Origin of the sequence: Paenibacillus cisolokensis (assembly GCF_050481165.1) — a bacterium.
Lineage (GTDB): Bacteria > Bacillota > Bacilli > Paenibacillales > Paenibacillaceae > Paenibacillus_AH > Paenibacillus_AH cisolokensis.
This window is the reverse complement of sequence record NZ_JBCNFP010000029.1, coordinates 66888-84322: the sequence shown is the minus strand read 5'-3', so window position 1 is coordinate 84322 and position 17435 is coordinate 66888. Positions and strand designations below refer to the sequence as shown.

The following is a 17435-nucleotide window of genomic DNA, read 5'->3' as shown; positions in this document are numbered from 1 at the left end:
TGAGCAAGATGGATAAGAACCTTGCCGTACCCAAAGTGGTGGCGACCGACGCCGCGCTGGAGCTCATCCGCGTAGTGCGAGCGAAGCATGGTCCGGTCATGTTTCATCAATCCGGTGGCTGTTGCGATGGCAGTTCGCCGATGTGTTATCCGCTCGGCGAATTTCTGGTTGGAGACAGCGACGTACTGATGGGCGAGATTGGAGGCGCGCCGTTTTATATGAGCAAGGCGCAATACGAGTACTGGAAATATACCCAGCTCATTATCGATGTTGTGCCCGGCAGAGGCGGAATGTTTTCGCTCGAGGGACCGGAGGGTAAACGGTTTCTGACCCGTTCGCGGGTGTTCACGCAGGAGGAAATGCAAACGCTTGGACTGATGTAGCAGGCAGAAAACATCGATTTCGCTGTAAATAACGGGGCAATCACTTGCGGTGGATGGTGGTAGAATCGCCGGTTAGTAGCTGTCAGTATATCATAAGCCAGCAACTCTTTAAGATAAGTTGTTGGCTTTTTCGCATTGTTCACGCGAAGCTCCCCATTTTTGCACCCATTTCTCCATTTCTTTCAGCGCCGTTTGTTGATCGGCGCTACGGTACGGATAAATGGGGGACGATTCGAACCATATCTTCGACCGCGGCCATCGCCGCCATTTCGCTTACGCTGCTTCCCGCGTTTACCGCCGCGCTCTTTGCTGGACTGGCGCTGATCCTGGTGTGGATGTTTACGGTGTTTATGAACACTCCGGCTGTTCAGGCCTACTTTATCCAGTCGGCGCCCCAATCGGCCAACCTCGTACTCAGTTTCAACACTTCGATTTCCCATTTGTGGGAACGGCGGCGGGAGGTCTGCTGGTCAATTTCAATTCCACCGTTCAATACCATCCGTGGCGGCATGTTTGATTTCGGCCGAAAATACAATAGGTTATGACATTGCAGTCTCGGAAGGAGAATGAACAATGGCATATCCGATGTATCCTTATATCGGTTGGGAGCAGCAATGCACCAATGTTCCGGTCGTCTTTCCTCCGCAGCATCAGAACCGGCATCCGGGGTTCGAATATTTGATGAATCCCCGGCCGATATCCGACAATCCGGGTTATACGGGAAGCGGGAAGTTGAAAAATAAAGTGGCGATCGTGACGGGCGGGGATAGCGGGATCGGGCGGGCAGTGGCCATAGCTTTTGCCAAGGAAGGGGCCGATCTGGTTATTCCGTATCTCGACGAACACCGGGACGCGGCCGAAACGAAGCAAATGATCGGCAAGCTTGGCCGAAGCTGTCTGCCCATTGCTGCGGATTTGAGGGAGGAAGATGCTTGCCGCTACGTTGTCGAGACCACGGTTAAAACCTTCGGACGGATCGACATCCTGGTGAATAATCACGGCGTGCAGTTTCATCAGAACAGTATTATGGACATTACGAGAGAACAGCTGATGAATACGTTCCAAACCAATATTATTTCTTTTTTCGATATGACCAAAGCCGCGTTGCCTCATATGTCCGCCGGGAGTTCCATCATCAACACGACTTCGGATACCGCTTTTTCCGGAATGGGGAATATGATCGATTATACGGCGACGAAAGGGGCCATCGTATCGTTTACCCGTTCGTTGTCGCTGTCGCTGGCCAAACACGGGATTCGCGTAAACGCGGTGGCGCCCGGACCGACCTGGACGCCGCTCATCCCGTCCGCCTTTACAGCGGAAGAGGTGAAAACCTTCGGAACGGAAGTGCCGTTGAGACGGCCGGGACAACCGTTTGAATTGGCGCCGGCTTACGTGCTGCTGGCTTCCGACGATTCATCCTACATATCAGGTCAAATTATGTTCGTAAACGGGGGCTCGATCGTAACGTGATCGATGCCCGGGCTGAATTTGAAGTCCCGGTTAGATTATTATAAAGAAGATAAACCGCACATGATTTTTTATGAGGAGGAATAAACTCCGCAGCTGCGCCAGTTGCGAACGGACGGCCTGGAGGTACGAGACGTACCCGCTTTTCACCGGTTCCTGGCGCATTGCGGACATGGCGGCGTATATCCGGAACGAAATGCTTCAGGCTATCCGGATAACCTGAACGCCCCAGTTCAATCCGGCGCCAAAACCGATCAGGATGACAAGGTCCCCGGAACGGAGACGGTTTTGGTCCATCGCTTCCGTGAGCGCGATCGGAATGGAAGCCGCTGAAGTATTGCCGTATTTATCAATGTTTACAAAGAATTTATCGATCGGAATGTTCGCCTTTTCGGCGGCATGCTCGATAATCCGGATATTGGCTTGATGCGGAATGATCAATGCGATGTCATCGATATTCAAGCTCAACTCGGTCAGCGCTTTCCGCAGCAACGTCTCGACATTGCGAACGCCGAACTTGAAAACTTCTCGGCCTTGCATGGAAATGGGACCTGTGACCGGCGCTTGGAGCAGTTCCGCCCCGCCGTCTTCCGAACCCAGCAGGGAAAAGCACGGAAGTGCGCCGGGCCGGGATTGCAGCACGACGGCGCCTGCCCCGTCTCCGAACAGCACGGCGGTGCTCCGGTCCTGCCAGTCGATGAGTTTCGACATCAAGTCTGCGCCGATCACCATGACGTTGTTGTAGGCGCCGGAACGGATCATTTGACTGCCGACCGAGAGGGCATAGACAAAACCCGAGCAGGCGGCCGACAGATCGAAGGCAGGCGCGCGGATATCCAACTTCTGCTTGACCAGCATGGCCGTGGACGGAAAAGCGTAATCCGGCGTCGAAGTCGCCACAATAACGAGGTCGATTTCTTCGGGCGACAATCGGGCACGGCTTAAAGCAGCGGCAGCCGCTTTGGCTGCCAGATCGGATGTAGCCATCGGCTCGCCGGCGATATAGCGCTGGCGAATGCCTGTTCGCTTGCTGATCCATTCATCGGAAGTTTCTAGTGTCTTGGATAAATCATCATTGGTTAACAGGGATGGCGGCACACAAAAGCCCGCCCCTGTAATGGCGACCCCATTCCGATCGAAATTGAAAGACATGACAATCCCTCCATACATTCATAACACACAAAAGACCCAAAAACAAAAAAACCAAAAAGACCCAGAAAAAACCTACAGACTGTAATATATAACAGGTCGTTTTAAAAGAAAATATGTTAACCAGGAAGAGGAAGCCGTTTGGAATAGGCCGCATTTCATTCTTGACTTTATGCGATTTCGATGCTACGATACTAATCACAAAAAACCCAAAAACATACATCATCGTTGCGAATGCGAAGGGAAGAAGGTGTTGCCGTGGCGCTTACGAAACGACGTCTCCAGTTTTTGCACAAGTTAATGGATTTATACCAGAAAACGAATTTGCCCATCCATTACGAAGCGTTGGCCAAATCGATCGGCGTCAGCAAATGGACGGCTTATGACATGCTGAAGGAAATCGAAAAGCTGGGCTTTATTTCCCGAAGCTATGAAGTCAATTCGAAAGAAACCGGGAGATCCCAGGTGGTGTTCATTCCGACGTCCAAAGCTTCGGAGCTTTTCAACCAACCTCGAAGCGAAGCGTTCGATCTGACGGATTGGAACAAGACGGTTGCGAATATTTCGAAGCTGCTCAAGGATTTGAAGAACACCGGTCTGAACGAGGCCCTTCGGAAAATGATCGACGAAATTGTAAAAATGAACACACGCATTCATTTTTGCGCGTATATGATCGGCTTGCTGCTGGTGTATCTGAAAAAGCTCGGAGGCAAGACCGAGTCTTTGATTCATCATATCGTCCGCAAGGCGCCGAGCAAAGAGTCGGGTATGACGATGTTTATCGGCACCGTGATGGGAACGGCGATCCAAACGTTGAACGAAGATTTGGGCCATGAGATTACGGAGCTTGTTTCCAAGCTTCTGAAATCGATTTCGGATCTTTCCCGTGAGGAAAAAGATATGCTGGCCGATTTTCTTGAGAGAAGCTTCGCAACGTAAGCCTCTCGTTCGCTTTGTTTTTGGGTCTTTTGTGTGGAATATATGAATTTTATCGCGAAAGGAGCATACTCGATGTCCCACTATCGCGAATTTTTTTCCAGCAACCTCATTCGTTTTGTTGCCGGATCGAGCCTGCTTGGCGTGACGCTGACTTGCCTTTATTTTGACGGCTTTGTCACGATTCTTGCGCTCGCCTTGGGCGCGCTCGTTTATGCCGTTGCCGAGTACGTCGTGCACCGGTATGTGCTGCATGAGTTTCCCAGGCTGATGCCCGCGTTGTACCGGGGACATGTCGAGCATCATAAACATCCGCAGGAGCTGAAATATTTATTCAGTCCGGTTCACTATGACGTTTTGATTTACGCCGTTTACATTCCTCTGGTTTGGCTCATTTTTCGCCAGTTTTCCGTCGTTGTAGCTGTCGTTACCGGCACGCTTCTGTTTCAGCTCTATTATCAAAGGATGCATTATGCGGCGCATCGTCCGGTTGTTCCCCGGACAGCCTGGGGGAGGTGGATGAAAAAGAAACATTTGCTGCATCATTTTAAAGACGAATACGCTTGGTACGGCGTGTCTCACCCTGTCCTGGATTATGTGATGGGAACCGACAAGGAACAGGATCGAGCGGCAAGGAAAGCGGGCACGGAAACGGGAAGTTCGTCGACTGTCCATGACGTAAAGTGAATTTGGTTTAGAGGAGCTTATCATGGGGAAAGTTGGCCTCGTATTAGGCGGAGGCGCGGTCAGAGGGCTTGCGCATCTCGGTGTGCTAAAGGTGTTTGAAAGACACCGGATCCCCATTGACCGCATCGCGGGTACCAGCATGGGCGGCGCCATCGGCGGGTTGTACGCGGCGGGTGTTCTCGGCTTGCCGATGTTGTCATTCGGCCTGAAGTCGGACATATTCCGGCATTTGATTTTACGAAATGGCAGGAATGTATCGCAGCGGGCGAGGAAGCGGCTGAACGCATCATCGATGAGTTGAAGCTGCAAATTGCGCAACAATCAAGAATAAATGGATAAAAAGGAGCTGTGAACGATATGAAAGACACGATCGAAAAAATCATTTCGCTCGGTTTGGGCATTGTAAGCGCAGGCAAGGAACAGATCGAGAAAACGGTTGGTGAATTAGTGAAAAAAGGCGAGGTAAGCCGGACCGAATCCAAAGCTTTGGTGGAGGAACTGATCCAGAAGGGAGAAGAGGCGCGGCGGCAAATCGAGGCGATGGCGAGGGAACGCGTAAACGCCATTCTGAGCGAAATGCGGTTGGCTACCCAGGAAGACATCGCACGGCTCGAACGGCGATTGGATGCTTTGGAACGGAAAGACCATACCGAGAACTGACGGGAGGAGACCGATGAGCGCCGGAAAACGGATTCGACAGCTGCAGCGGTACCGGACGATCGCCTCGGCTTTTGCGCGCAACGGACTCGGATACGTCTTTCATGAAATGGGACTGACCGAGAAGTTTCCGTTTATTCGGAGCGAAGAACTTGGCGAGCGGATTCGTCTGCTGCTGGAGGAATTGGGTCCGACCTTTATCAAGCTGGGGCAAATCGCCAGCACGCGTCCCGACTTGATTCCGCCCTCTATCTTGTCGGAACTGGAGCGTCTCCAGGACAACGTGCCTGCGTTCTCTTATCGGGAAGCATCCCGAATCATTGAACAGGAACTGGGGGAGCCCATCGAAAATCTGTTTCTGCAGTTTTCTGAAACTCCCCTTGCGGCTGCCTCCATCGGGCAGGTCTATCGCGCCGTATTAAAGGATGGAACCGCCGTCGCCGTCAAAGTGCAGCGTCCGGATATTCAAGCGCTGATCGAAACCGATCTGGACATTCTGACCGATTGGGCAAGATTGGCCGAAAATCGATTGGAGTGGGCGCGAAATTACCGGCTCCGCGACATAGTGGACGAACTCGGAAAAGCGCTGCGCGCGGAATTGGACTATATGACCGAAGCGCGGAATGCCGAAAGGTTCGCGCACCAATGCAAAACATGGAAACATGTCCGCGTGCCGACGGTTTATTGGGATTACTGCACAAGACGAGTACTGACTATGGGATACATAGAAGGGATTAAGCTATCCGACCAGGAACAGCTTGATCGGGCCGGACTGGATCGCAGATTGCTTGCGGAGCGTTTTGCCGAGACCATCTTTCATCAGGTTCTGGTCGAAGGTTTCTTCCACGGCGATCCTCACCCGGGCAATGTGCTGGCGCTTCAGGACGGCAGCCTTGTCTTGCTGGACTTCGGCATGGTGGGGCGGTTGACGCCCGAGATGAAGAAGCATTTTGCGTCATTTGTCATCGCCTTGCGGAATCAAAGCTCCAAAGGGGTGATCCGTGCCATTTCCAATATGGGCGTTGTCCCGGAAGATATGAACAAAGAATTGCTGTATGCAGATGTAGACGAAATGCGCGAAAAATATTATAAGGTGCCGTTAAACCAGGTCAGTCTGGGAGAAGCCGTCCAGGATTTGTTTTCCGTGGCGTTCCGCCACCGGATTCGAATTCCGACGGAATTGACTTTGCTCGGGAAATCGCTTTTGACGATGGAGGGGGTGGTGTCGGCACTGGATCCGACATTCAGCGTCTTCGATGTGGCCGAGCCGTTTGGGAAGAAGCTGTTTTTGGAACGGTTGAGTCCCATCCAAATGCTGAAGACATGGATGGAGGATGTGCCTGAATATATGGATCTGTTGCGAGAAGTCCCGTTAGGCTTGAAGCAATTGTCTTCGCTGATGCGGAAAGGACAGGTGCGGGTAGAAGTTGAGGTTCCTCAGCTGGAAGCCTTGATGAAAAAAATGGATCGCATCAGCAATCGGCTGTCGTTCAGCATTGTGCTGCTATCGCTCAGCATCGTCATGGTCGGCCTGATTATCGGCGCCGCCCTGAGCGATTCGCAAACCTTCATATGGCGGATTCCTGTCATCGAGATCGGTTTTGTCATCGCCCTGCTCTTGTTTATGTGGCTCATCTTCGCCATCTTTCGTTCCGGCCGTTTTTAGCCGGGCTGCATCACCTGAATATTTTTTTTGAATAGTTTTTGGGTTTTTTGTGCTTAATCGAACCAACCTTTGCGGCGAAACCATACATACATGCCGAAGCCTATGCTGAACATGACTCCAAGAACGGTAAAATACCCCCAGTCCCACTTCAACTCCGGCATATACTCAAAATTCATTCCGTATATTCCGGCAATAAACGTGAGCGGCATAAATATCGTCGTAATTACCGTCAGCGTCTTCATAATGGCATTCATCCGATTGGAATTGATTGAAATATAGCTGTCCCGCATATCGGCGGTCATCTCCCGGTTGGATTCGATCATTTCCGAAAGCTTCAGCAAATGATCGTAAATGTCCGTAAAGTAAGCCAAATGTTCTTTAACGCCTTCAATACGTTCCGAATTCAGGATACGGTATAACAGATCCCGCATCGGCAAAATCGTTTTGCGCAGCTTCAGCAGCTTGGCCCGTATTTCAAAAATGTCGTCCATCAGAGCCTGGATCGATTTGCGTGCGCTTTCCGATTCGGAAAGCTGGTCTTCAAGCTGATAAACGGCAGGGAAGTATTGATCCACTAATTTGTCCATCACCAGGTAGGCGGCGTAAAGCTGACCTTTTTCCCGCAAGTCGGGCTGCCCGGTTATCCGCTTCCAGGCCTCGTCGATTTCGCTGGATGGCTGCAAATGAAAGGTGACGACAAAGTTTTTCCCCAGGAACAAATCCACTTCTTCCGCATCTAGCGTGATTGGATTGATCGCATGGAGTACGAAAAAATGAACGTCATCGTAATGATCCAATTTTGGACGCTGCAGCAGGTGAAAGCAATCTTCGATGGCGAGCGGATGAAAATGAAAATGCCGTTCCAACAACATCGCTTCTTCTTCCGTCGGTTCGTTGAAATCAACCCAATACCACTGAATGTCTGGTCGGTTCAATTGCTGCAATGGCAAATCGTTTGCAATTGTACCGTCTTTATGGATCGCCATAATCCGAAGCAAATTCAAAACCCCTTATCCCAAAAGTTGCATATCGTTCGACTCCTTGCAGACGTTATTCATTATACCTTAATCAGCATTGAATTACAGAATACCGGGCCATTTTGCAATCATGCGCACGAGCCGATTGTTTGTATCCGCAGTCCTAAGTAGCATGATGTTTATCAGTCCCCGCCTTATGGACAAGGCGGGGATTTTTTTGATGCCCGGACGGTTAAATAAAAAGGATTGAAATAGAAAATGTTAGCAATTATAATGAAGGAGAATAAATTTCCACCCTAAATCAAGTTTTAGGGAGAAAATTTCCACACAAAAGGAGGCGAAGAATAGTGGTATGGAAGAAAGGGCTAAACCTATTTCTGCTCCTTTGTATGACGGTCTCTTTCTTATCAGGAAATGTAAGCGCTCAACAGGAAATGTCAGCGGTTACGAACACGGATGAGGGGGGAGAAGGGGTCAACCTCGCCTATGGCAAACAAGTCGCGATTTCACAGCCGGACGCCGTATTCGACCAGATTCAGGGAATCGGCTTGTATGGAAGCGAATCGCCTTTGAACCAGGCGTGGAAGCTGACCGACGGAAAGTACGGAGATGTAACCAACTGGGCCAACACTGCCGATTGGTTCGTGTTTTATCGGAAGCTGAAGCGCGAGGTTGTCATTGATTTGGAACAAGTCAGCACCATCAACAAAATCTCTACCGGCTTCGGGATGCGCGGGGATGTCGGCATCGCGCCGCCGATCAATGTTCGTTTTTATGTATCCAATGACGGGAGCGATTATCGGTACTTGGGCAAGTCGGAGCCGGATACGCCTTTTTACTTCGAATACACAAAAGGCAGCAACGATATGCACCGTAAAGTGTATGCCATTGACCGGACGGTTGACGGACAGCCGCTTAACGTCCAGGGACGGTTTGTCAAGCTGGTATTTGCCATCAACATTTTTGGTTGGATGGACGAAATCGAAGTGATCGGCAAGCCAGGCGTAGTCGATGGAGCCGAGCTTCCGCCGCAGCGGGACGACGGGTTTACATACGATCAGTACGCTGCTCCGGGCGCCGCTTCTTCGGCGGAAATTCGGGACCAATTTCTTTGGTATTCGGGTCCGATGAGCGCGTCAAACAGCCATTTTACGGATTGGACGAAAGAGAAGGCCGCCGCTTTTCTCGCCTACAAAGATATTTACGGCCGTATTCGCGATTGGTTCTTCAGCGACATTCTGGCTATTCCGGTTACCCAAATGATCACGCCGTCCGGGTTCGACCAGGCGGGCAATGCGCGGTATGTGACCAAAGAAGACCTGCTTGCCTATCTCGACTTCATCTTTCAGGAGGATACGCAGCTCGGGGCGATCGATCAGGCCGCTTCGGAAATTAACCGGGCGCTGCGGACGAATCAAAAGGTGCGCGTCAATATGGCCATCCCATTTATCGAAGAAAGCTCCAACTTCGGCGACATTTATAACGATGGCGGCACCTTGCCTTTAAGGGCGATCGACTTTGCCGATCAAGTCGACGATCCTGCCAGCTATGAAGGGCGGCTGGAAATGGCGCGGCTTGCTTTCGAGAATAAAAAAGCGGCTGTCCGCTGGTATATCGAGGAGGTGGAACGGCGCTTCCAAGAGGCGGGCTATCGCAATCTCGTCCTGAACAGCTTCTATTGGTATCATGAGCGGATTATGGAGCCGACCGGCGAAGCGGAACTCATTCAAGCGACTTCCCAATACTTGAAGGACAAAGGATACTACTTTACCTGGATACCTTATATCGGACCCGGTTCAGCTTATTTGTGGCGCGATCTCGGTTTTACGACCGCATCCGTTCAGCCCAATTTTGCGTTTGGCAACTCGAAAAAGGCCATTTTTCCCGCCATATCCGACCTGGCCAGGCGAACGGGAGGGGCGCTTGAAATCGAGTACGACGACTACCGCACACTCTCGCAATATTTGAATTATGGCGTTTTCGAAGGCTATATGACCGGGGCGCACAATACTTACTATCTGGCGGCCATGCCGATCGTGGACGGGGCCTACGCCTTTACGCCCTTGGATCCCACGAAGGTTCCCGACTCGCTATCCGCAATCCGAAGGGGGGTGTACGATCAAATTTACAACTATGTAAAAGGGCAGTATGAACCGACTTTTGGTATACATCAGTCAGTCGACTTGTCGGACCCGGCCGATCTGAAAGTTACCGTTAAGCTGCCGCTCGCGGATCAAGTTGTGGAAGGCGAATTTACGCTTCATTATGATCAGGACCATGTAACGTTTTCGCGATTCAGTCTTCCTGCCGCGCTGCAAGGAAAAGGGACGTTTCAAGTGGACGACAGCAGAAAGGGGCGGTTGAAAGTCAGCTTCCGGATCGATCATCCTGATCATGCCATTTTTGCCAACCTGTTGGAACGGCGCAATCCGCTGGCCGGCGCTCCGGATCTGATTACGCTTCATTTTGTCAAACGGGATGCCCGGGACGATGCCGCCTTGACATCAAGGATGTTCGCAATCGACGACAGCGCCGTCATGAAGGGGAAGGACGGGACGGTTTACCGGTTGTGGAGCGACAGCGACATCATTCCGGGTTCTCCGGAGGATCAGCTTGTCAGCGCATTCCTGGCTGTGAAGAAGGCGGAAGAGACGAAAATGAGAGCGGATATTACCTATGCGAGAGTGCTCGTCGCCAGATTGCCTCATAGTCCGGTCCGATCGGAGCTGACGGATCGGTTGAACGAATTGAACCGGAATCATCAATCCTGAATGGGTAAATAGTTTATAAAGAATGCGGGGGCTGGGAAATGAGTATGAAGGCGTCGAAATTGTGGTTCGTATGTCTTGCGGTTGTCCTTGTGTTTAGTCTGGCTGCATGCTCCGGAAGTAAAACGGGGGGTTCGGAACAGGGAACCAATACGCCGGAAACCGGCTCGACCCCTCCGGCTGAAAATCAGACGTCCGGCGAAGAAAATGAGCCGGCTGAAGACGACCAAAAGCAGTTGACACTCGAATGGCTGACCTATCAATACGGACCCGTGGATGAAAATGCCGCAGTCAAGAAAAAACTGGAAGAGATGTTCAATGTAAAGTTCAACATTTGGTATATCGATGTGACCAAGCGTGAGGAATTGCTCGGCGCCAAGTTGTCGGCAGGGGAAATTCCGGATTTGATGACCGTTTATTCTTCAGCGGATCTGGTGAAATTTATGGACCAGGGCATTATTACAGGTTATACCGAGGAAGAGCTGAACCAATATATGCCCAATTATAAAAAGCTTGTGGACAAATATGATCCGAATATTTGGAAATATGCCAAATTCGGAGACCAATACATCGGCATACCGAGCATCGCCGATGGCGGCGCGAGTTTGGCGACCGCATGGCGAAAAGACTGGCTGGAAAATGTCGGCATCGACAAAATACCGGTAACGTTGGAGGAAACGGAAGAGGCGCTTTATAAATTCCGCAACGAAGACCCGGACAAAAACGGCAAGAAAGATACGTACGGCATGTCGGTCAGCGGAATGACGAACGTATACGGAGCCTATGGCGTCTATCCGGAGTTTTGGACCGTTCGCGACGGAAAGATGGTTTGGAGCGGTATTTTGCCGGAAACGAAGCAGGCGCTTGCCAAGCTGGCTCAATGGAAAAAGGACGATATTATAACGCCGGAATGGGTCGTCGGCGAAAATCAGGGTGGATATTGGGCGGTCTCTCACGATTTCGTCAACGGCAAAATCGGCTATTCCACTCATGGCATGAACTATCACTGGAATCCGGATTTGACCAAAGAGACTGGCGGAGCGCCTGGCGATAATGTCAAATTGACGCTTGAAGTGAACCCTGACGCCAAAATCGGCTACGGTCAGCCGCCGATCGGACCCGACGGGAAGTTCGGCAATATTACGCCCGATTTCGTCGGCACGACCTATATGGCATTCGGCGCGAACGCCGATCCGGAGAAGAAACATCGCATCATGAAAATCTGGGACGCCCTTTACGGCGATTTCGATTTATGGCTGGCGGTCAAGTGGGGAGAAGAAGGCGTCCACTGGGAGCACGGCCCGGACGGGGTATCCGTTATACGCACGGAGGCGTACAGTCAGAATGATGCGCAGGCGAAGGATGGCTTGAACATTACCTTTGTCCCCTTCGATCAGCCCGATTTCCGCTATCAACTGACGAATCCGAGAAGCCTGGAAGTGCGCGACGAATTGTTCGTCTGGGAAGGGGCCGGCTACAGCGATGCCAAAAAAACGGCGCTGCCTTCGGAATCGAAGTATATGAGCAATTTGATCGCTTTGCAGAAAGACACGTTCACCGCCATCATCAACGGGGAGAAGCCGCTTGATGAATTCGACAAATTCGTGGAGGAATGGAAGAAAAACGGCGGGGAACAGTTGACGGCCGAAGCGAACGAATGGTATGCGCAAATCCAGTAACAGCAACAAAAGCGGTCAGTTGCACGTCCCGATTGACCGCTTTTTCCCCTAAGGAGTGAACAGCTTGGAAACTGTTGAAATCGGCTTGGAGCCGAAAACGCAGAGCGCATTCCGGAGATGGGCCCGTTCCTATTGGAAGCATCGTTATTTGCTCTCCATTCTCTTTCTGTGCCTGCTCTATTTTTTGCTGTTTAAATATGTGCCCATGTACGGCGTCATTCTGGCATTCAAGGATTATCGCTTTATAGACGGTATATTCGGAAGCCCTTGGGCAGGCTGGGAGAACTTTCGGACTCTCGTGGAAGGAAGGGATTTTCCCCGGGCATTCCGGAATACGGTGATCATCAGTCTATACAAGCTCATATTCGGTTTTCCCGCGCCGATTATTCTGGCCCTCTTGCTGAATGAACTGCGAGTCATTTTGTTTAAAAGAATCGTGCAGACGCTCAGCTATTTGCCGCATTTTTTGTCGTGGGTCGTCCTGGCCGGCGTGTTTATGGAATTGTTTTCGCCTACGCGCGGAATCGTGAATTATATCATTACCGCCATGGGCGGAGAAGCGATCTTCTTTTTCGGAGACAAAGACTGGTTCCGAACTTTGCTCGTTTCAACGGATGTGTGGAAATCGGTAGGCTGGGGTTCCATTATCTACTTGGCCGCCTTGTCAAGCGTGGATACTTCGTTGTACGAAGCGGCCGTTGTGGACGGAGCGAACCGCTGGAAGCAGATGGTTCACATCACGCTGCCCGCCTTGATTCCGGTTACGACCATTATGTTCATTTTTGCTGTCGGGGGCGTTATTACCGACGATTTCGACCAGGTATTCAATTTTTACAACCCGGCCGTTTACGAGGTTGCGGATGTTCTGAGCACCTATACGTATCGGGTCGGGATATCCGAGATGGAGTACGGCTTGGCCACCGCGTCGGGCTTGTTTACCAATGTGATCGCGCTCGTTCTCATCGTATCCGCCAATTTTATTGTCAGACGCTATAGCGAATATGGGATTTGGTAGGAGGGTGGCAGCATGTCGATAACGGCAGGGAAACCGTCTGCGGGCGAAAGAATATTCGACATTTTCAATGTGTTGTTTTTGACGGCGTTTGCGGTTACGACCGTTTATCCGTTCATTAATGTGCTCGTCGTGTCTTTCAGCACGCCCGCAGCCGCCAACGTATACGGAATCAAGCTGTGGCCCAAGGATATAACGCTTGAAGCTTACAGGTCCGTTTTCGCGAATGAATATATCTGGATCGGATATGCCAATACCCTTTTCCGGACGGTGATCGGGACGTTCCTGAATGTCGCGTTTACCGTATTATGCGCCTATCCGCTCGCGAAGAAATATTTGCCGAACCGGGACCTGTACACGCTCATTATTATTTTCACGATGTTTTTCAGCGGCGGTCTCATTCCCAATTATCTTCTGATCAAGGAGCTGGGGCTGCTGAACAGCCGCTGGTCGCTCATTTTGCCGGGGCTGATCGCTCCTTTTACGATGATTATTGTAAGAAATTATTTTATGTCTCTGCCGTCTGAGGTCGAGGAATCGGCTAAAATAGATGGTGCCAACGATATCCGGATTTTGACTTCCATCGTGCTGCCGGTGTCGCTGCCGATCGTGGCGACGATTTCCCTCTGGTATGCCGTCTCGCATTGGAACGCATGGTTCGATTCGCTCCTGTACATTACCGATCCGGAGAAAACGGTACTTGGCAATGTTCTGCGTAAAATCGTCATTGAAGGCTCTTCGCAGTTTCAAAATTTCGAGACAGCTCGGCCCGGCGAAGGCAATACGGTCACACCCGACATTATAAAGGCGGCAACGATCATGGTGGCGACGATTCCGATCTTGTGCGTATATCCCTTTATTCAAAAATATTTTGTCAAAGGCATCATGATCGGTTCCCTGAAAGGATAAAGAGAGAGGTGTTAGGCAGCATGTCGATCAAGGAAGAAACCGTAGCTGTACCGAAAAGCGGGCTTTACTTTACGGGCAAGGACGTCCGGCAGGCCAGGCGCAACATCGAAATATACCCATGGGCCCGCGAGAAATATGAGGCGCTGAGAAGGGCTTGCGACGAACATTTGCAACTGTCTGATGAGCATCTGTATCGCGTTGTCCTCGGGATGAAAGATGCGACATTTGCCTACGGCATTTCAGGCTGTCCGAAATGCGGGCAACCTTTTCCGCTGGAGCTGGAAGACCAGCTCGGCATGTTTTCGTCCATATCCGAGTGGCCCCGAAAAACCGTGACTTGCCCGCATTGCGGCACTGTATTTCCGAATGAAGAGTATCCGGATGACGGAAACGGATTGGAGCGGGACGGGAAAGCTTATTATTTGATCGGGATGTGGAATTTTTATCACGCCGGGCTGCTCTTCGGCGGCGTGCGCAATCATGAAGGGCTGGTCACCAGGCTGGTTGCCATGTATATGCTGACCGGAGATGCCCGATACGCGAAGCGGGCGCTGTTGTTGCTGGATGCCTTTTCCGCCATTTTTCCGGGAACTTTGGGTCCGAGAGATTTCACGCCTTTCGGCAGCGATTTTGAAATCGGAAGACTGCATTTGTTAACGAGTATTGTACATCGTGTGAAGGTATGGCTGGCTCACGACTATGACTGGCTGTACCGGTTGCCGGAGCTGGACGGACCGTCCCCCGCGCTGAGGCAATTGGGCCGTGAAGGCACGATCAGGCAAAATATCGAGACGATGCTGAATGACTATATGCTGACCGAGCCTGGAGGGCCCTATTACGATTTGACCGACGGCAATTTGACCAATCTGCAAAATCATGAAGCGGACGGCGTGCGCGCTATGCTTGCGGTGGGCCTCGTATCCGACAGGGAAGATTACTGCAAGTGGGGGACCGATTCGCTTACGGCGTATTTTTATAATGCCATCGGGCGGGACGGCATGTATTTTGAAAGCTCTTACGGGTATTCGCTGTTTACGGCATCCGTCTATTTGGATCTTGCCTTGCTATCCATGCGTGCGGCGGAGCTTTATAACTGGAACATTGCGCATCCTTTCGCGAACGCCCGTTTTTTCCGTTTTGCCGTCGAAAATCCGCTCGATATGCTGTGCGAAGGCCATATGCCGAGCTACGGCGATTGGGGGGCGGACAGAAGGATCGGCAAAGATCCGGATGTGAAGCTTTGTCTGGACGTATACCGTTCCGCCCAGTTTTTTTACCGGTATTCGCCCGATGAAGTGATACGGATGAAGGCCGGTGAGACGCTTCGTCTGCTTTATCCCATCGTCGAAAGCAAGCTCGGAGAGCGCAGTTCGGAATTGTTTTTACCTCATAACGGCGTGCACAGTCCGTCCGGCTCGCGTCTGGATAAAAAAAGGCATTTTACCGTGATGGGTCAATCCGGCGTGTCCATCATTCGCAGCTCCGGCGATACGACGGCGCTGATGCGGTTTGGCCGCAACAATACGCACGGGCATGATGATGTGTTGGCTTATTCCTATTATGCCGGCGGCAAGGAAATATCGGCCGATATCGGGTACAGCGTTTACGGTACGAATGCGCATTACGGCTGGGCGTCCAAGTCGATCGCTCACAATACCGTCGTTGTCAATCAGGACGAAGGCATGAGAAAAAACCAATTGTTCAAAATTTTTTCCGGCGGCGAGTTAACGCTTTTGTATTCGTCCGAAACGGTTGCGGCGATGGAAGGGGACGCTACCGAATTATACGGAGAATGCGGAGTCGAGCAATACCGGCGCATGATCGGACTTGTCGATAACGAACGCGGCGGGCATTATGTCATCGATTTTTTCCGTGTGGAAGGGGCGCGAGTGACCGATTATGCCTTCCATGCGTTTCAAAGCAGCAGCACACTTGAGCTCCGTCATGCACAGCCGTCCCCGCGCAAGCATTGGACGCTCGCCGGAGTGGATTCGCCTGACAAGCTGTATTTTGACGAACCGGGCAAGAGTTTGGGAGAACGGCTGACGACCGGTGAAACCTTTGTTCCGCTGCTTCCCGGAGAAGAGCCGAGGCTCTGGACACCCGAACGAAATAACGGGTACGGCTTTATTTACAATGTGCAAGAGTACTTGCCCGATCAAGAACTGGTTTATGCGGTCTGGAACTCGGAACAGCAGGAAAGGTTGCACTGGTTTGGTCTGTGCGGCGGGGGAGACCGCATATTTACAGGGTTATGCCCCGATCTGGAAGGGGGACGCAAGCATGCGATATTGGTGCACCGCAGCTCCCGTCCGGTCGTCCAGTATGCCGTTGTCACATGTCTCCAGCACGATGCGCGGCAGCGGATGCCCGTCGAGGGAGTCGCCAGTCTTTCCGCGGAAGGTCGGCATGTCACGGCATTGGCTGTTTCGCTTCCGGAAGGGTACACGGACTACTGGTTGTACAGTCCGTCGACACAGACGATGAAGCTGCTCGTTCAGGGTCAGGAATGGACGGTAACCGGCAGATGCGCCCTGCTTCGTCTGGATCGTGAGGGCCGAGTCGTCAGAGCGGACTGCATCCAGGCGCAATCGATGTCGTACGGCGATTACCAATTGTATGGAAGAGAGGATAAATGGCTGACGATCGATCAGATCGACGAACAGTCCGGAACCGTCTGGGTACCCGAACGGCCGCCTCTGAAAGGAGATACGCCGAGATTCGTTCGTTTGCGTTCTCCGCACAAAGGCGCTTCTGTCGTTTATCGCGTGAACAGCATGCATGTCTTCGGCAACCGGACGGCCATTCAATTAACCGATTCGCTTATTTTGTCCAAAGGAATTGTGCGTTCCGTCACGGACCATGAGATGGAAACTTTATATCCTTTGCCGCTCGGCGTTGCGGAGAAGGGCAAATCCCCTTTTGCCGGAAAACGGGTTGTCGGCCAGCGAGGGGGATTGGGCACCATTGTCGGAGTTCCGGAGCTGAAAAAGCTGCAAATTCAGGTGATTCGGCCTTTTACTGCAGGAGAAGCATTCGATATCGTCGATTTGGAACCGGGTTATGAATTGCAATGGCTTTAATGGGCTAGACGGAATGACAAGGCAGTATAGATTATCCCATACCATTCAATATTGATATA

The 17435-nt window shown here is 51.5% G+C and carries 14 protein-coding genes and 1 pseudogene; 13 read left to right on the top strand and 2 right to left on the bottom strand.

The features are described 5' to 3' along the window. The first annotated feature begins 8 nt into the window (after positions 1-8). From ABEV74_RS05670 to ABEV74_RS05660, 3 genes are read left to right on the top strand one after another with little or no spacing between them, the layout of a single operon-like run. Positions 9-383, top strand: a complete 375-nt coding sequence (locus ABEV74_RS05670; RefSeq protein WP_062497013.1) for a DUF779 domain-containing protein — start codon at positions 9-11, stop codon at positions 381-383. Positions 384-427: 44 nt separating this feature from the next. Next, a complete protein-coding gene (locus ABEV74_RS05665; RefSeq protein ID WP_430144176.1) occupies positions 428-928 on the top strand; it encodes an MFS transporter in 501 nt (166 codons plus the stop codon). 28 nt (positions 929-956) lie between these two features. Further along, positions 957-1856, top strand: a complete 900-nt coding sequence (locus ABEV74_RS05660) for an SDR family oxidoreductase (RefSeq protein ID WP_430144173.1) — start codon at positions 957-959, stop codon at positions 1854-1856. A gap of 198 nt (positions 1857-2054) precedes the next feature. On the opposite strand, the gene ABEV74_RS05655 is transcribed toward ABEV74_RS05660, so the two are convergent. Further along, the gene (locus ABEV74_RS05655) at positions 2055-3005 is read right to left on the bottom strand and encodes a beta-ketoacyl-ACP synthase III (protein ID WP_430144170.1); all 951 of its coding nucleotides are present in this window, start codon (positions 3003-3005) and stop codon (positions 2055-2057) included. 255 nt (positions 3006-3260) lie between these two features. Here ABEV74_RS05655 and ABEV74_RS05650 point away from each other — a divergent pair, with 255 nt between their 5' ends. The 5 genes and pseudogenes from ABEV74_RS05650 (at position 3261) to ABEV74_RS05630 (ending at position 6948) form a co-directional block, all read left to right on the top strand. Further along, a complete protein-coding gene (locus tag ABEV74_RS05650) occupies positions 3261-3941 on the top strand; it encodes an Lrp/AsnC family transcriptional regulator (RefSeq protein ID WP_430144167.1) in 681 nt (226 codons plus the stop codon). Positions 3942-4013: 72 nt separating this feature from the next. Further along, a complete protein-coding gene (locus tag ABEV74_RS05645; RefSeq protein WP_430144164.1) occupies positions 4014-4625 on the top strand; it encodes a sterol desaturase family protein in 612 nt (203 codons plus the stop codon). A 22-nt stretch (positions 4626-4647) separates the two neighbouring features. Further along, a pseudogene (locus tag ABEV74_RS05640) lies at positions 4648-4803 on the top strand (patatin-like phospholipase family protein); the annotation flags it as partial. A 179-nt stretch (positions 4804-4982) separates the two neighbouring features. Further along, entirely contained in the window at positions 4983-5285 is a 303-nt protein-coding gene (locus ABEV74_RS05635; RefSeq protein ID WP_430144160.1) for a phasin family protein, read from the top strand. A gap of 13 nt (positions 5286-5298) precedes the next feature. Beyond that, positions 5299-6948: an AarF/UbiB family protein gene (locus ABEV74_RS05630; RefSeq protein WP_430144157.1), complete on the top strand. Its 1650-nt coding sequence runs from the start codon at positions 5299-5301 to the stop codon at positions 6946-6948. 53 nt (positions 6949-7001) lie between these two features. Here the strand turns inward: ABEV74_RS05630 and corA are convergent, their stop codons facing one another. After that, positions 7002-7946: a magnesium/cobalt transporter CorA gene (gene corA / locus ABEV74_RS05625; protein ID WP_430144244.1), complete on the bottom strand. Its 945-nt coding sequence runs from the start codon at positions 7944-7946 to the stop codon at positions 7002-7004. Positions 7947-8359: 413 nt separating this feature from the next. Here corA and ABEV74_RS05620 point away from each other — a divergent pair, with 413 nt between their 5' ends. From ABEV74_RS05620 to ABEV74_RS05600, 5 genes are all read left to right on the top strand, one after another. Further along, positions 8360-10696: a DUF4855 domain-containing protein gene (locus ABEV74_RS05620; protein WP_430144154.1), complete on the top strand. Its 2337-nt coding sequence runs from the start codon at positions 8360-8362 to the stop codon at positions 10694-10696. 38 nt (positions 10697-10734) lie between these two features. After that, entirely contained in the window at positions 10735-12372 is a 1638-nt protein-coding gene (locus ABEV74_RS05615) for a type 2 periplasmic-binding domain-containing protein (protein WP_430144151.1), read from the top strand. A 64-nt stretch (positions 12373-12436) separates the two neighbouring features. Next, positions 12437-13387: an ABC transporter permease gene (locus ABEV74_RS05610; protein WP_430144148.1), complete on the top strand. Its 951-nt coding sequence runs from the start codon at positions 12437-12439 to the stop codon at positions 13385-13387. Positions 13388-13399: 12 nt separating this feature from the next. After that, a complete protein-coding gene (locus ABEV74_RS05605) occupies positions 13400-14293 on the top strand; it encodes a carbohydrate ABC transporter permease (RefSeq protein ID WP_430144145.1) in 894 nt (297 codons plus the stop codon). A 20-nt stretch (positions 14294-14313) separates the two neighbouring features. Further along, the gene (locus ABEV74_RS05600; protein WP_430144143.1) at positions 14314-17376 is read left to right on the top strand and encodes a heparinase II/III domain-containing protein; all 3063 of its coding nucleotides are present in this window, start codon (positions 14314-14316) and stop codon (positions 17374-17376) included. Positions 17377-17435: the final 59 nt, after the last annotated feature.

Coding starts and splice junctions, on each gene's coding strand:
- ABEV74_RS05670 (WP_062497013.1), top strand. CDS start 9: ATGGATAAGAACCTTGCCGTACCCAAAGTGGTGGCGACCGACGCCGCG.
- ABEV74_RS05660 (WP_430144173.1), top strand. CDS start 957: ATGGCATATCCGATGTATCCTTATATCGGTTGGGAGCAGCAATGCACC.
- ABEV74_RS05655 (WP_430144170.1), bottom strand. CDS start 3,005: ATGTCTTTCAATTTCGATCGGAATGGGGTCGCCATTACAGGGGCGGGC.
- ABEV74_RS05645 (WP_430144164.1), top strand. CDS start 4,014: ATGTCCCACTATCGCGAATTTTTTTCCAGCAACCTCATTCGTTTTGTT.
- ABEV74_RS05635 (WP_430144160.1), top strand. CDS start 4,983: ATGAAAGACACGATCGAAAAAATCATTTCGCTCGGTTTGGGCATTGTA.
- ABEV74_RS05630 (WP_430144157.1), top strand. CDS start 5,299: ATGAGCGCCGGAAAACGGATTCGACAGCTGCAGCGGTACCGGACGATC.
- ABEV74_RS05620 (WP_430144154.1), top strand. CDS start 8,360: ATGTCAGCGGTTACGAACACGGATGAGGGGGGAGAAGGGGTCAACCTC.
- ABEV74_RS05615 (WP_430144151.1), top strand. CDS start 10,735: ATGAGTATGAAGGCGTCGAAATTGTGGTTCGTATGTCTTGCGGTTGTC.
- ABEV74_RS05605 (WP_430144145.1), top strand. CDS start 13,400: ATGTCGATAACGGCAGGGAAACCGTCTGCGGGCGAAAGAATATTCGAC.
- ABEV74_RS05600 (WP_430144143.1), top strand. CDS start 14,314: ATGTCGATCAAGGAAGAAACCGTAGCTGTACCGAAAAGCGGGCTTTAC.